The 14,063-nt window shown below is 42.7% G+C and carries 17 protein-coding genes; all 17 read left to right on the forward strand.

Going from position 1 to position 14,063, the window contains the following annotated elements:
• The first annotated feature begins 25 nt into the window (after window positions 1-25).
• The 17 genes from trmL to MHH79_RS04980 all read left to right on the forward strand — a co-directional run bounded on the left by trmL (window position 26) and on the right by MHH79_RS04980 (window position 14,062).
• Window positions 26-508, forward strand: coding sequence for a tRNA (uridine(34)/cytosine(34)/5-carboxymethylaminomethyluridine(34)-2'-O)-methyltransferase TrmL (gene trmL / locus MHH79_RS04900; protein ID WP_003233442.1), 483 nt, complete (start codon window positions 26-28; stop codon window positions 506-508).
• A 125-nt stretch (window positions 509-633) separates the two neighbouring features.
• Complete coding sequence (locus MHH79_RS04905; RefSeq protein WP_063334934.1) at window positions 634-1,275, forward strand: YhbD family protein; 642 nt, start codon at window positions 634-636, stop codon at window positions 1,273-1,275.
• On the forward strand, window positions 1,266-1,979 hold the full coding sequence (locus MHH79_RS04910; protein WP_063334935.1) for a polymer-forming cytoskeletal protein: 714 nt from the start codon (window positions 1,266-1,268) through the stop codon (window positions 1,977-1,979). Before MHH79_RS04905 ends, MHH79_RS04910 begins: the two co-directional genes overlap by 10 nt.
• An 11-nt stretch (window positions 1,980-1,990) precedes the next feature.
• Window positions 1,991-2,698, forward strand: a complete 708-nt coding sequence (locus MHH79_RS04915; RefSeq protein WP_251218173.1) for a hypothetical protein — start codon at window positions 1,991-1,993, stop codon at window positions 2,696-2,698.
• A gap of 349 nt (window positions 2,699-3,047) precedes the next feature.
• Complete coding sequence (gene prkA / locus MHH79_RS04920) at window positions 3,048-4,943, forward strand: serine/threonine protein kinase PrkA (protein ID WP_014476240.1); 1,896 nt, start codon at window positions 3,048-3,050, stop codon at window positions 4,941-4,943.
• Between the two features lie 179 nt (window positions 4,944-5,122).
• A complete protein-coding gene (gene yhbH / locus MHH79_RS04925) occupies window positions 5,123-6,301 on the forward strand; it encodes a sporulation protein YhbH (RefSeq protein ID WP_003233432.1) in 1,179 nt (392 codons plus the stop codon).
• A 159-nt stretch (window positions 6,302-6,460) separates the two neighbouring features.
• Window positions 6,461-6,925 carry a MarR family transcriptional regulator gene (locus MHH79_RS04930; RefSeq protein ID WP_003233431.1) on the forward strand — a complete coding sequence of 155 codons (465 nt, stop codon included), beginning with the start codon at window positions 6,461-6,463 and terminating at the stop codon, window positions 6,923-6,925.
• A gap of 35 nt (window positions 6,926-6,960) precedes the next feature.
• Entirely contained in the window at window positions 6,961-7,626 is a 666-nt protein-coding gene (locus MHH79_RS04935; RefSeq protein WP_014476241.1) for an HlyD family efflux transporter periplasmic adaptor subunit, read from the forward strand.
• Window positions 7,627-7,666: 40 nt separating this feature from the next.
• Window positions 7,667-9,265, forward strand: coding sequence for an MFS transporter (locus tag MHH79_RS04940; RefSeq protein ID WP_100506266.1), 1,599 nt, complete (start codon window positions 7,667-7,669; stop codon window positions 9,263-9,265).
• Window positions 9,266-9,287: 22 nt separating this feature from the next.
• Window positions 9,288-9,818 carry an NAD(P)H-dependent oxidoreductase gene (locus tag MHH79_RS04945; protein ID WP_003233428.1) on the forward strand — a complete coding sequence of 177 codons (531 nt, stop codon included), beginning with the start codon at window positions 9,288-9,290 and terminating at the stop codon, window positions 9,816-9,818.
• Between the two features lie 12 nt (window positions 9,819-9,830).
• Window positions 9,831-10,205, forward strand: a complete 375-nt coding sequence (locus tag MHH79_RS04950) for a hypothetical protein (RefSeq protein WP_003233427.1) — start codon at window positions 9,831-9,833, stop codon at window positions 10,203-10,205.
• Window positions 10,205-10,360, forward strand: coding sequence for a hypothetical protein (locus tag MHH79_RS04955; RefSeq protein WP_015383180.1), 156 nt, complete (start codon window positions 10,205-10,207; stop codon window positions 10,358-10,360). Before MHH79_RS04950 ends, MHH79_RS04955 begins: the two co-directional genes overlap by 1 nt.
• Window positions 10,361-10,364: 4 nt before the next feature.
• A complete protein-coding gene (locus MHH79_RS04960) occupies window positions 10,365-11,126 on the forward strand; it encodes a hypothetical protein (RefSeq protein WP_029317523.1) in 762 nt (253 codons plus the stop codon).
• A 2-nt stretch (window positions 11,127-11,128) separates the two neighbouring features.
• Window positions 11,129-11,494, forward strand: a complete 366-nt coding sequence (locus MHH79_RS04965) for a GntR family transcriptional regulator (protein ID WP_015252495.1) — start codon at window positions 11,129-11,131, stop codon at window positions 11,492-11,494.
• A 1-nt stretch (window position 11,495) separates the two neighbouring features.
• Complete coding sequence (locus tag MHH79_RS04970; RefSeq protein ID WP_063334938.1) at window positions 11,496-12,194, forward strand: ABC transporter ATP-binding protein; 699 nt, start codon at window positions 11,496-11,498, stop codon at window positions 12,192-12,194.
• A gap of 16 nt (window positions 12,195-12,210) precedes the next feature.
• Complete coding sequence (locus MHH79_RS04975; protein ID WP_063334939.1) at window positions 12,211-13,128, forward strand: ABC transporter ATP-binding protein; 918 nt, start codon at window positions 12,211-12,213, stop codon at window positions 13,126-13,128.
• A complete protein-coding gene (locus MHH79_RS04980) occupies window positions 13,121-14,062 on the forward strand; it encodes an ABC transporter permease (protein WP_063334940.1) in 942 nt (313 codons plus the stop codon). The genes MHH79_RS04975 and MHH79_RS04980 overlap by 8 nt, the downstream gene beginning before the upstream one ends.
• Window position 14,063: the final 1 nt, after the last annotated feature.

A 14,063-nucleotide genomic window follows, 5' to 3' on the forward strand; every position in this document is an offset into this window, starting at 1 on the left:
TGATGGGCGGATAAGAAAAACAGAGGTGAACATTGTGGCATTACATGTCGTTTTATATCAACCAGAAATTCCCGCTAACACAGGGAATATTGCACGTACTTGTGCAGCAACCAATACAACGCTACACCTGATTCGTCCGCTCGGCTTTTCAACGGATGATAAAATGCTGAAGCGTGCCGGACTCGATTATTGGGAGTTTGTTAACGTTGTGTATCATGATTCGTTAGAAGAATTGTTTGAGGCATATGAAAAAGGCCAGTTTTTCTTTATTACAAAATTTGGCCAGCAGCCTCATACATCATTTGATTACACTGATCTTGACGAGGATTATTTCTTCGTGTTCGGAAGAGAAACAAGCGGTTTGCCAAAGGATTTAATTCAAAATAATATGGACCGCTGCCTGCGTCTTCCGATGACAGAGCACGTCAGATCGTTAAATCTGTCCAACACAGCCGCGATTCTTGTTTATGAAGCGCTGCGCCAGCAAAATTACCGTGATTTAAAATAGTGAAAAAACCCGCTCATCGATGATGGGCGGGTTTTTTTGCAGATGTTGAAATGCTTTGTTTCGTTTTTGGGCTTAACAACGTAACAGTGTTATGTTACAATGTACCCATCAAAGGAGCTGGACTTATGGAAGAACAATTAATCTCTAAAAAAGAATTACTTGAAAGAACATCGATTTCATACGGTCAGCTGTATCGATGGAAGCGGAAAAACTTAATACCTGAGGAATGGTTTATTCGTAAATCCACATTTACAGGGCAAGAGACGTTTTTTCCGAGAGAGGAGATTTTAAAACGTATCTCAATGATTCAAAAGATGAAGGAAAATTTGTCTTTGGATGAAATGAGGGAAATGCTGTCGCCGAAAATGAAGGATGTCAGCATGACCGCTGATGAATTGCTTCATAAAGGTTTGGTTTCAAGGCCTGCTCTTGAAGCCTATTCAGAAGACGGAGAAAGTCGGGTTTTTTCATCCAGCGATTTGCTTTCGCTGTATGTGCTTGAGGGACTGCTGCAGTCTGGAAATGTCAGCCTTGCAGAAGCAAAAATGGCTGCAGAGGTATTAAAGAAGCATGATACTGAAGAGATTGAAAAACAGACGGAGCTGATTGTGCTCCGCAAGCTCGGTGTCACAACTTGTTTTATAGCGGCTGCGGCGGACAGCATTTTGTTTGAATCATCCGTAAAGGTTGTGGAACGGGTAGATTTATTAAAAGCTTCAGAGGAATTAAAAACAACATTTATGCAGGAGGGCCATCAATGGATGTAGTGGAAAAGCTGGTGATAAACGGATCAGGAAGTTCAAAGGGAGGAACATTTCAATCTGTTGAGATTAATGGCAGCGGGACAGTGGCCGGGGACGTGGAGTGTGACACTTTTTCTTTTAATGGAAACGGAAAAGCGGACGGCAGCGTCAAAGCGAAAGCGGTAACCATCAGCGGTTCAGGAAAGATACATGGAGACGTTGAAGCAGAATCTATCCGGATGAATGGCACTGGTTTTATTCAAGGAGAGGTATCTGCAAAACAATTGAAAATCGCTGGATCATCAACATTTGGCGGCACTGTCAAGGCTGATGGCATTGACATTAGCGGAAAAGCTGTCATGGAAGCAGATTGTGAAACAGAAACCTTTCTATCAGAAGGGAAATGCAAAATCAGCGGGCTTTTAAATGCAGACCAGGTGATCATTAAGCTTTCTGCAGGGGAAAGCTATGCGCAGGAGATCGGCTGCCGCCATCTTCAAGTGACCTGCAGAAAAGGAATGCTGACATTGCTCAGATTAATGCCGCAGCCTGTTCTAACAGCAGAGCTGATCGAAGGTGACGTGATTGAATTGACAAATACAAAGGCGAAAACCGTGCGCGGAAATAAAGTGGTCATCGGCCCGGATTGCCAGATTGAAACTGTCGAATACAGCGGGGACTATACCTGTGACCCAAGCGCATCGGTTGAAACATCTACAAAGTTGTAAGGAGGATCGTAATGGAGACAACAAAACTGGGAAATTTAAAATTATATGGCGCTGGGCATGCCGCAGGAGGCGCGTATCACAATGTCAGCATCAAAGGAGAAGGTGTAGTTGGAGAAGGGCTGTCTGCTGTAGGCTGCCGCATATACGGAACGGGCCTTTTTCTCGGAAAAGCAGAGACTGAGCGGCTGCGTGTGCTCGGAGAAAGTGAATGTAAAGGCGATCTGAAAGCCCGCAAAATCAATATATATGGGACAATGAAAGTCAGCGGCTCACTTCAATTTGATCGATTCAATCTGAAAGGCCAGACTGAAATTGGCGGGAATATGACTGGAGAATCCTGCGATGTGAAAGGGAAGCTTAGCGTAAAAGGTGATTGTGAAACAGAAATGTTCCATGTCACAGGCTGTGTTGATGTATCGGGGTTATTAAATTCGGGTGAGATCAAGCTGGGATTGAGCCATGATATAAGTCATGTGCAGGAAATCGGCGGAACAACAATTACAGTGAAAAGACGCGCGAGTTTTTTTAACCGGAAGAAAGGGAAGCTGATCGCCGATGTCATAGAAGGAGATCGGGTTTATTTGGAGAATACCGAAGCGGCAGTTGTCAGGGGAAAAGAAGTGATCATCGGGCCGGGATGCAGCATCGGAACAATTGAGTACGAAAACAAATATGAATGCGATCCGCATTCACAGATTAAAGAAAAAACAAAACTGTAAAACATTGTTCTGTTATATAAAAAGGGTGCTCTTTCAGGAGCACCCTTTTTTATTCTTTTCCAGGCTTGCTTTCGTATCCTGCGGTAAAAATTGATACTAAAAAAGTGACAATGACACCCATCATGATGATTGTTTTCACCGTCTCTCCCCCTCTTCAATTTTTCCGTGCTGTCCGAGTCTGGATGATTCTGTATTTTTCTTTATTATGAACGGTCGCAGTCTGCCTTGTCAACGATGTATAAGTATCTTTATTTTTAAGAAACCAAAGCATGTATCACGAGATGGCGGCATAGATTGTATCAAAGTACCTTATTTGCATAGTGTATCAAACATGATAGAGGAGGTCCTTATGGATATATTAAAGAAAATTGAACAGTACAGAGAGGAAGAGCAGCGGCTGAAATGGGAAGGAACTTTCGCCGATTATTTGGAGATTATTAAAGAAAATCCGATGGTCGCGCAATCTGCTCATTCTCGAGTTTTTAATATGATAAAAGACAGCGGGATAGAGGAGATTGACGGACGCAAGAAGTACAGTTTTTTTGACCGCGAGCTGTTCGGGCTTGAAGAATCTCTGGAGCGTCTTGTGGAAGAGTATTTTCATCCAGCTGCCAAACGTCTAGATGTCAGAAAGCGGATTCTATTGCTGATGGGACCTGTGAGCGGCGGTAAATCCACACTGGTCACGATGCTCAAAAAAGGTCTCGAAGCGTACACGCTGACAGATAATGGCGCTGTATATGCGATTAAAGGCTGCCCGATGCACGAGGACCCTCTACATTTAATCCCCCATCATTTACGCGATGACTTTTACAGGGAATACGGCATTAGAATAGAAGGAAGTCTTTCTCCTTTAAATGTCATGAGGCTGGAGGAAGAGTACGGAGGAAGAATTGAGGATGTGAAGGTGGAGCGCATCTTCTTTTCTGAAGATAAGCGTACGGGAATTGGAACATTCAGTCCCTCTGATCCGAAATCTCAGGATATTGCCGATTTGACGGGGAGTATTGATTTCTCAACAATCGCCGAGTACGGTTCAGAATCAGATCCGCGCGCTTACCGGTTTGACGGAGAGCTGAATAAAGCGAACCGCGGGATGATGGAGTTTCAGGAGATGCTGAAATGTGATGAGAAATTTCTCTGGCATTTGCTATCCTTGACACAGGAAGGGAATTTTAAAGCTGGGCGGTTTGCGTTAATTTCTGCTGATGAGCTGATCGTGGCTCACACGAATGAAACGGAGTATCGCTCATTTATTGCTAATAAGAAGAATGAAGCCCTGCACTCGAGAATCATCGTGATGCCGGTTCCTTATAATTTAAAAGTGTCTGAGGAAGAGAGAATTTATGAAAAAATGATCGCAGAAAGCGATGTGGCGGATGTTCATATTGCCCCGCATACGTTGAAGGTCGCCGCGATGTTCTCAATCCTTACCCGGTTAAAAGAGCCGAAGCGGTCGGATATTGATCTGGTCAAGAAAATGAGACTGTATGATGGAGAAAGTGTGGAAGGATATAATTCTGTCGACGTTGAGGATATGAAAAAAGAATATAATGATGAAGGCATGAGCGGCATTGATCCGCGGTACGTGATCAACCGGATTTCTTCAACGATTATCAGAAAAAATATGGAATCGATTAATTCTCTCGATGTCCTTCGCTCCTTAAAAGAAGGTCTTGATCAGCACCCATCAATTTCAAGCGAGGACAGGGAGCGGTATTTGAATTTTATTTCTGCCGCCCGCAAGGAATATGATGACATTGCGAAAAAGGAAGTTCAAAAAGCGTTTGTGTATTCGTATGAAGAATCAGCAAAAACACTTATGGACAATTACCTCGATAACGTAGAGGCCTATTGCAATAAAAACAAGCTTCGTGATCCTTTGACTGGAGAGGAAATGAACCCTGACGAAAAGCTGATGAGATCCATCGAAGAGCAGATCGGCATTTCAGAAAACGCCAAAAAAGCGTTCCGCGAAGAAATTTTAATCCGTATCTCGGCCTATGCGAGAAAAGGCAAGCGGTTTGATTACAATTCCCATGAAAGACTGCGTGAAGCTATCCAGAAAAAGCTGTTTGCTGATCTGAAGGATGTCGTTAAAATTACGACCTCAACAAAAACGCCGGATGAGCAGCAGCTGAAAAAGGTAAATGAAGTCGTGGCCCGTTTAATTGATGAGCACGGCTACAACTCGACGAGCGCCAATGAGCTGCTGAAATATGTCGGCAGCCTGCTGAACCGATAAGCAACGTGACCCGTCCGAATAGGGCGGGTTATTTTGTCCCATTTTCTAAATAGTTTGTCAATTAAACGTGCATATGTGCATATGATGAATATAAATCTTTTCAAAAGACTTGTTTCATAATCTGGCACAAGCCGGAATACGTATGTATCACGACCACAAATGGTTAAGGAGGGGAATTCATGTCCCAAAATGACAGCGGCCATTTTTTGATTTCTGAGGAAAACTGGTCCCTCCATCGCAAAGGCTTCGATGACCAGCAGCGCCACCAGAAAAAAGTGCAGGAAGCGATCAAAAACAATCTTCCGGACCTCGTAACTGAGGAAAGCATTATTATGTCTAATGGAAAAGATGTAGTGAAGATCCCAATCCGTTCACTTGATGAGTATAAAATCCGTTATAACTATGATAAAAATAAACATGTAGGGCAAGGAGACGGCGAGAGCCAGGTTGGAGATGTTGTGGCCCGGGATGGATCAGACAAAAAACAAGGGCCTGGAAAAGGGCAGGGTGCCGGTGATCAGGCAGGCGAGGATTATTATGAAGCGGAAGTTTCATTAATGGATTTAGAAGAAGCGCTTTTTAAAGAATTAGAGCTTCCGAATCTCCAGCAAAAAGAGCGGGACAATATCATTCATACAGATATCGAGTTTAATGATATCCGTAAAACAGGGTTAACCGGTAATATTGATAAGAAAAGAACGATGATGTCAGCCTTTAAACGAAACGCAATGTCAGGAAAACCGTCGTTCTACCCAATTTATCCGGAGGACCTGAAATATAAGACGTGGAATGACATCACAAAGCCCGAATCAAAAGCCGTCGTTTTAGCCATGATGGATACAAGCGGCAGTATGGGGGTTTGGGAAAAATACATGGCCAGAAGCTTCTTTTTCTGGATGACCCGTTTTTTGCGGACAAAATACGAGACTGTGGAAATTGAATTTATTGCCCATCATACAGAAGCAAGAGTGGTCTCGGAGGAGGATTTTTTCTCAAAGGGAGAAAGCGGCGGAACCATTTGTTCTTCCGTATATCGGAAGTCGCTTGAGCTTATTGATGAAAAGTACAATCCCGCCCGCTATAACATTTACCCGTTTCATTTTTCTGACGGTGACAACCTGACATCTGATAACGCGCGCTGTGTGAAGCTGGTCAATGATATTATGAAGAAGGCCAATCTGTTTTGCTACGGCGAGGTCAATCAGTACAACAGGCATTCAACGTTAATGTCTGCATATAAAAATGTAAAAGATGAGAAATTTAAGTACTATATTTTAAAACAGAAATCTGATGTTTTTCAGGCTCTTAAGAACTTTTTCAGAAATGAAGAGTCTGGTGTAAGCCATCAATTTTCGTAATGAAAAGCCCATTTCAGGGCTTTTTTTTATTTAATAAAAGTAAGAAAACGCTTGCGGAAAAAATACGGGAGAAAAAGAAATTTTTCCTTTGACAAATCTTCTTTCATTTATTAATATTTTATCTTGTGAACTATTATTGAGGAATGAGGTGAAAAGGAGTTGACTGAATCAGAACGTGCTTTGCTCACTTTTGAACAGCTCTTCGATACGTCTCGGGCGATATATAAAAAACAGAAGAAGATATTGGAGATTGTGCTTGAGCCTTTTGATATTACAGTCCTTCAATATTTGCTGATGTTTAAAATTCATCAAAGCGGAAGCACCCCGCTAAGCAAGCTGGCAATGTCGCTTGATCTTAAGCCTGCTTCTGTGACGCGGATGACAGATATTCTGTATAAGCGCCAATTGATGAATCGATATGACAGTCCGGATGACCGCCGTATCGTCATGATTCAGTTAACCGAAGAGGGGGAAGAACTGATAGAAAAAGCCGCTGTGCAATATGCAAAAATGGGTGCTGGCTTGTACCAAAAGCTTGATACCTCCCAGCTGCAGTATTTGCGCAAACTAGCCGGAAGCTTAACGAAGCTTGCTGAAGGCTGTTCAGAAAAAAGCGGTAATTAAAAACTTCTCACATATTTTCACCAGCTTTCCGCAAAATGATAGAGGATGAAACGAAAGGAGAAAACAAAATGAACAGAGGACGTTTAATTCTGACCAACATTATCGGTTTGATTGTTGTTCTTGCAATTATAGCTGGAGGTGCTTATTACTATTATCAAAGCACAAACTACGTAAAAACAGATGAAGCAAAAGTAGCGGGCGATATGGCTGCTATTACTGCTCCAGCAGCAGGTAAAGTATCTGACTGGGATCTGGACGAAGGAAAAACAGTGAAAAAAGGCGACACAGTTGCAAAAATCAAAGGCGAACAAACTGTTGACGTAAAATCCATTATGGATGGAACAATTGTGAAAAACGAAGTGAAAAACGGACAAACCGTACAAGCTGGTACGACAATTGCACAAACGATTGACATGGACAACCTATACATCACAGCAAATATTAAAGAAACAGATATTGCGGATATTGAAGTAGGAAATAGTGTAGACGTAGTAGTTGACGGAGACCCTGATACTACATTTGACGGTACTGTAGAAGAAATTGGTTATGCGACTAACTCAACTTTTGATATGCTTCCTTCTACAAATTCAAGCGGAAACTACACAAAAGTAACACAAAAAATTCCTGTGAAAATTTCAATCAAAAACCCATCTGATAAGGTGCTTCCTGGAATGAATGCATCTGTTAAAATTTCTGAGTAAAACAGATCAGTCATCAAACCATGAAAGGAGGTTGTCTTAGATGGCTACAGGCAAAGAAAAAAATGCAAAAAACCCTATGTCATTGCTGATTGTGCTAATGGCGGGTTTATTTTTGGCAATTCTAAACCAAACACTGCTTAATGTTGCAATGCCGCACTTAATGACTGAATTTGGCGTAAGTGCAACGACGATTCAGTGGCTGACAACAGGTTACATGCTTGTTAACGGAGTATTGATTCCGTTATCTGCTTTCCTGATTACACGATTTGGCCAGCGGAGTCTCTTTCTCGTCGCAATGTTTTGTTTTACGCTCGGTACGTTAGTCTGCGGTATCGCACCTAACTTCTCTACAATGCTGATCGGCCGTTTGATTCAGGCCGTAGGCGGAGGTATCTTGCAGCCGCTCGTTATGACAACCATTCTGTTAATTTTCCCGCCTGAAAGCAGGGGGAAAGGAATGGGGATTTTCGGGCTAGCGATGATGTTTGCTCCAGCGGTCGGCCCGACTCTTTCCGGGTGGATTATTGAGCATTATACATGGCGCATTATGTTTTACGGACTTGTGCCGATCGGCGCAATTGTTATCATTGTGGCTTTCTTCATCTTTAAAAATATGGTGGAGCCGCAAAAAATCAAACTCGATACTCTTGGCGCAATCCTCTCGATTGTCGGATTCGCCTCCTTATTATACGGAGTCAGTGAAGCCGGATCTGACGGCTGGACCGACCCGATTGTATTGTCTACAGTTATTATCGGAGCCATTGCAATTGTTGCTTTTGTTGTTCAGCAATTGCGCCATGATGATCCGATGCTTGATTTCAGAGTGTTTAAATATGACATTTTCTCACTCTCGAGTGTCATTAATATCATTATTACAGTAGCACTTTACACTGGTATGTTCCTTTTACCGATCTATCTGCAAAACCTGGTCGGCTTTACGGCGCTTCAATCCGGTCTGCTTCTGCTTCCGGGTGCGATCGTTATGCTGATTATGTCACCGATCTCAGGTATTTTGTTTGATAAATTCGGGCCGAGACCGCTTGCGATTATAGGGCTTCTCGTGACAGTGGTAACAACCTATCAATACACGCAATTGACAATTGATACACCATATACACACATCATGCTGATCTATTCAATTCGTGCATTTGGTATGTCTCTCTTAATGATGCCAGTCATGACAGCCGGGATGAACCAGCTTCCTGCCCGTCTGAACAGCCACGGAACGGCGATGAGCAACACGCTTCGCCAAATCAGCGGATCAATCGGAACAAGTTTAATTACGACGATTTATACAAACCGGACGACATTCCATTATTCACAAATTGCAGATAAAACAAGCACGGCGGACCCGAACTTCCTCCATGCGTTCCAAAATGCAGTTTCGAATTTAATGGTGAATATGAATGTGCCTTATGATACGGCGAAAACATATGTGTACTCACATATTTATAAACACGCGTCACTCGATTCCAATGTCATGGGGATAAATGATGCCTTTATGTGGGCAACCTTATTCTGTGTAGTAGGTTTGATTTTAAGTATCTTCCTGCGTGACGTCAGAAAAGATAAATTGCGTAAGAAGAAAAAAGAGGAGCTTTCATTACTTCCTGCTCCAAAAGAAGCTAAGGAATCTTAATCTGTACAGGGAGGTTTCCTGAATGAAAATTTATGTAGTATATGATAGTGAAGGCGAACATACTAAAGTGCTTGCAGAAGCGATCGCTGAAGGCGCGAGAGAAAACGACGCGGCTGAAGTGTTCATCGACCATGTAGATCAGGCTGATATCCGCAAGCTTAAAGATATGGATGCGATTATTTGGGGATGCCCAGGGCATTTCGGAACAATCAGCTCCGGTCTTAAAACTTGGATCGACAGACTTGGCTACTTGTGGGCTGAAGGCGAGCTGATCAACAAAGTCGGTGCTGTCTTCTGCACAACGGCAACAACACACGGCGGCTTGGAAATGACAATGCACAATTTAATCACGCCGATGTTCCACCAAGGCATGATCGTTGTCGGACTGCCTGGCAACGTGCCTGAAAACGCACTTTATGGCTCTTATTACGGAGCAGGTGTCACTTGTCCGGTAGACAGTGATGAGTTAATGTCTGAGGAAGGTATTCAGCTTGGACGCGCGTTGGGAAGACGTGTCAGCCAAGTCACAGGAAACCTAACAGCAGGACAGTAAGGAGAGGTTGAAATGGCCATTATTATAGCAATAATTGCTGCTGTCATTGTCATTGCGGCCCTTATTACATTTAACGTCCGCAACGCCTCACCTGGACCTGAGAAGCAAGAAGCAACCGATAGAATCGCACCTCCAGAAGAGGAAAAAAACGAAGCGCATTACCCTGCTGAAGCAAGGGCTGCCGAGCATACGCCATCCGTTGTCAAAAACGATTCTCCAAAAGAGAAGCGTGACACAATGGGTGATGATATTTACAGGCAGGCGCTGCAAAAGTTTAAGCATTCTGATGAAGTTCATGCAGAAGAAGAGGTCACTGAGGAAAGTGACAAAATGCAGGACCGCAGCTATCGTGATGCGCTGCTCTCTATGAAAAATAAGAAAAAGTAATGAAAAAGGCAAATCCGTTTACTCATGCGGGTTTGCCTTTTTTGCTGTTTCCATCAATTATGTTTTTATCAAATAAATCCATGGAATATGTTGTATTCCACCTTGATCTAGTGTACTATGTTACTCATACACCGAGGGTTTTTTCCGGGAGGTAAAGACATGAATTCTTTTTTAGGTTTATTAAAGAAAGATATCAAGCTTTCAAGAATGTGGCTGCTAGTATGGATATGCGGAATCATTTTCTTATTGGGAACAGGCCATATTATAGCTTCTCGCACGAAAGAACCTCTAGTCATTTTTGGTTTTTTTGTTGCAGTTGCTTTTTTTCTGCTTTTCTTATCTCCTGTTTTTGTGTTTTATCACCTTCGCAAGGAAGGGAAATCACAGCTTTGGCTGTACAATCCAAATGGCGGCTTATGGCTGTTTTCTTCTAAATTGGCAGCATCTTTGCTCTATCAATTTGTGATTCAGTTGGCATTAACAGCCTATGGCATATGGATGTATCATATGCTCTCTGTAAAAAATCTGCTGGAGCATCAAGTTGATATAACGAGTACAGTGGCTTTGCTGAATATGTATGGGCTTATTTCATCGTTAGATATGTCAGTAACAGTTATTGTGTTTTGGACTGTTTTTCACTCTCTCAGAAATTGGCGCGGAATGCGATGGGCTGCGATGGTTCTGTTGGTCGCAGTGTGGTTATTCTTCGATGAATACATCATAAGCCCCTTGGTTGAATCTCAAAAGCATTTCTGGCCGGTAACAGTCTATTGCAATTTTGATTTCCACTTCCATAATGTTTGGAGATTGGAACTAAAACCTATCCATCTGTCTGTGCTAGGGTTTCCTATTACTTTAGTCATCACGTTCTTGCTGCTCATCATGGCTTCAAAACTGCTTGATCGTAAAGTAGAGGTGTAAATATGGACAATCAATTCCAATCCTCGAAACCGATTTATCTGCAGATCGCTGATCAGATCTTTTATAGGCTGGTCAGGAAGGAGCTGCTCCCAGGAGACAAGCTTCCTTCAGTAAGAGAAATGGCGATTCAAACTAAGGTAAATCCCAATACAATTCAAAGAACTTACAGTGAGATGGAAAGGCTGGGTATTGTGGAGACAAGAAGAGGTCAAGGGACGTTTATTGCGGAAAAAGCAGAAATCGTAGACGAGCTGAAAGACAAGCTGACACGAGAGGTGCTGGAAGGCTTTGTCAAGCAAATGAAAGAGCTGGGGCTAACGAAAGAGGAAATGGTAGAAGGGATTAAAACATTCACAGAGGGAGGCTAAAATGGAAATCAAGCTAGAACATGTATCAAAAAAATACGGCCGCCATACGGCCGTCAATGATGTGTCAATCACCCTATCATCCGGACGGATTTATGGCCTGATCGGACCGAACGGCAGCGGCAAGTCAACGACCCTGAAAATGATGGCTGGCCTTCTGTTTCCGACTTCAGGTTTTGTGAAAGTTGATGAAGAGCAGGTTACGAGAGAAATGGTGCGTCAAACAGCTTATCTTACTGAGCTTGATATGTTTTATCCGCATTTCACTGTTAAAGATATGGTGAATTTTTATCAGTCGCAGTTTCCTGATTTTCAAACAGAACAGGCTTATAAGCTATTGGATGAGATGCAGCTGAATCCGGAAAAAAAGATAAAAAAGCTATCAAAAGGAAATCGGGGCAGGCTGAAAATCGTTCTTGCTTTAGCGAGACGGGCAGACGTCATCTTGCTTGATGAACCTTTTTCCGGGCTTGATCCGATGGTCAGGGACTCCATCGTAAACAGCCTTGTGTCGTACATTGATTTTGAGCAGCAGATTGTCGTGATTGCGACACATGAAATTGATGAAATCGAGACTTTGTTAGACGAAGTAATCATCCTCGCCAATGGAGAAAAAGTTGCGCAGCGTGAAGTAGAAGATATTCGTGAACAGGAAGGCATGTCTGTTTTGCAATGGTTTAAATCAAAAATGGAAGTTTGCTAGAAAGAGGAGGAATATGATGAAAACAGTGTTGGAATTGAAAAATGTGACTAAAAACATCAGAGGCCGAACGATCATTGATGATCTCAGTTTTACGATTCGTGAAGGTGAGGTATTCGGTTTTTTGGGACCAAACGGAGCGGGGAAAACGACAACCATCCGGATGATGGTGGGGTTAATGAAGCTGTCGAAAGGTGATGTCCTCATTTGCGGCCAATCAATTACGAAAGAATATGCCAAGGCGATTAAGCATATTGGAGCGATTGTAGAGAACCCCGAGCTGTATAAATTTTTGAGCGGATATAAAAATCTCCAGCAATACGCAAGGATGGTCAAGGGTGTCACGAAGGAAAAAATTGATGAAGTTGTTGAGCTGGTCGGTTTAACAGACAGAATCCACGACAAGGTGAAAACATATTCTCTGGGGATGAGACAGCGTCTTGGCTTGGCACAATGCCTTCTGCACGATCCGAAAGTGCTGATTTTGGATGAACCGACAAACGGCCTTGATCCGGCGGGAATCAGAGAAATCAGGGATCATTTAAAGAAGCTGACCCGAGAAAGAGGAATGGCTGTCATCGTTTCAAGCCACCTGCTGTCAGAGATGGAACTGATGTGTGATCGAATTGCGATTCTGCAAAAAGGAAAGCTGATTGATATTCAAAATGTAAAAGATGAAAATATTGATGAGAACGATACATATTTCTTCCAGGTTGAGCAGCCGAGTGAAGCCGCTACTGTTTTAAATCAGTACGATTTGCTGAGTAAGACAAATGGTGTAGAAATCAAACTGGCTAAAGAGGAAGTCCCTGCGGTGATTGAATTGCTGGTGCTGCAGCAAATCCGTATTTATGAGGTCAAGGTCATAACAAAATCATTAGAGGACCGTTTCTTAGAAATGACTGGTGAAACAAAAGAGGAGGTTCAGCATGCTTAATTTGATTTATAATGAGTGGCTTAAAATTTTCAACCGTGCCGGAACATGGGTGATGATCGGAATTCTGGGGCTGACAATGGTTGGATTTGCATTTTTGGCGAATCATTTTTCTGCTGGTGAATCAAATTCCCATTGGAAACAAGAACTTCAAGCACAAAACGCCGAATTAAAGAAAGAAATCAAAGAAGATCCTTCACTGAAAGATGGATATAAAGAAACAATCACACTCAACGACTATCGCATCGAGCATAATATCCCTAGTGACACGGGCTATACGGTATGGTCATATGTAACGGATTCAGCAGGTTTTACCATCCTTACCGGACTGTTTACCATTATCATCGCAGCCGGAATTGTCGCGAACGAATTTAATTGGGGAACGATTAAGCTATTAATGATTCGGCCGCTCAGCCGTTTTCAGATTTTGCTGTCCAAATATATTACGGTTCTCCTGTTTGGACTCCTATTGCTGTTGATTTTATTTATCGGTTCTACTTTATTAGGGTTGATCTTCTTCGGGACGGGTGGTGAAACCGCCGCGAATATTCATTTAATCTATAAGGATGGCCATGTCATTGAGCAAAACATGATGGGGCATTTGGCCACAACGTATCTTTCTGAATCCGTCTCGGCTTTAATGGTGGCGACGATGGCGTTTATGCTGTCTGCGGTATTCAGAAACAGCTCTCTTGCGGTTGGTTTTTCCATCTTCTTGTTGGTTGCCGGTACGACTGCAACTGCATTTATTGCAGCGAAATTTGACTGGGCAAAGTATATATTGTTTGCTAATGTCGACTTGACTCAGTATGTGGATGGCACACCGTTAATAAAAGGGATGACTATGACGTTTTCTATCGTCATGCTGGCGATCTACTTTATCATCTTCCTGTTGCTTGCTTTCGGAATCTTCATGAAGCGGGATATTGCAAACTAAT

This window comes from Bacillus sp. FSL K6-0993, assembly GCF_037977205.1.
GTDB lineage: Bacteria > Bacillota > Bacilli > Bacillales > Bacillaceae > Bacillus > Bacillus subtilis.

Excerpts from the sequence above, each read along its gene's own strand:
- MHH79_RS04980 (WP_063334940.1), top strand. The coding sequence starts at position 13,121 with ATGCTTAATTTGATTTATAATGAGTGGCTTAAAATTTTCAACCGTGCC.
- MHH79_RS04905 (WP_063334934.1), top strand. The coding sequence starts at position 634 with ATGGAAGAACAATTAATCTCTAAAAAAGAATTACTTGAAAGAACATCG.
- MHH79_RS04915 (WP_251218173.1), top strand. The coding sequence starts at position 1,991 with ATGGAGACAACAAAACTGGGAAATTTAAAATTATATGGCGCTGGGCAT.
- yhbH (WP_003233432.1), top strand. The coding sequence starts at position 5,123 with ATGTCCCAAAATGACAGCGGCCATTTTTTGATTTCTGAGGAAAACTGG.
- MHH79_RS04945 (WP_003233428.1), top strand. The coding sequence starts at position 9,288 with ATGAAAATTTATGTAGTATATGATAGTGAAGGCGAACATACTAAAGTG.
- MHH79_RS04910 (WP_063334935.1), top strand. The coding sequence starts at position 1,266 with ATGGATGTAGTGGAAAAGCTGGTGATAAACGGATCAGGAAGTTCAAAG.
- MHH79_RS04950 (WP_003233427.1), top strand. The coding sequence starts at position 9,831 with ATGGCCATTATTATAGCAATAATTGCTGCTGTCATTGTCATTGCGGCC.
- MHH79_RS04960 (WP_029317523.1), top strand. The coding sequence starts at position 10,365 with ATGAATTCTTTTTTAGGTTTATTAAAGAAAGATATCAAGCTTTCAAGA.
- MHH79_RS04935 (WP_014476241.1), top strand. The coding sequence starts at position 6,961 with ATGATAGAGGATGAAACGAAAGGAGAAAACAAAATGAACAGAGGACGT.
- MHH79_RS04975 (WP_063334939.1), top strand. The coding sequence starts at position 12,211 with ATGAAAACAGTGTTGGAATTGAAAAATGTGACTAAAAACATCAGAGGC.
- MHH79_RS04965 (WP_015252495.1), top strand. The coding sequence starts at position 11,129 with ATGGACAATCAATTCCAATCCTCGAAACCGATTTATCTGCAGATCGCT.
- MHH79_RS04970 (WP_063334938.1), top strand. The coding sequence starts at position 11,496 with ATGGAAATCAAGCTAGAACATGTATCAAAAAAATACGGCCGCCATACG.
- prkA (WP_014476240.1), top strand. The coding sequence starts at position 3,048 with ATGGATATATTAAAGAAAATTGAACAGTACAGAGAGGAAGAGCAGCGG.
- MHH79_RS04955 (WP_015383180.1), top strand. The coding sequence starts at position 10,205 with ATGAAAAAGGCAAATCCGTTTACTCATGCGGGTTTGCCTTTTTTGCTG.
- MHH79_RS04940 (WP_100506266.1), top strand. The coding sequence starts at position 7,667 with ATGGCTACAGGCAAAGAAAAAAATGCAAAAAACCCTATGTCATTGCTG.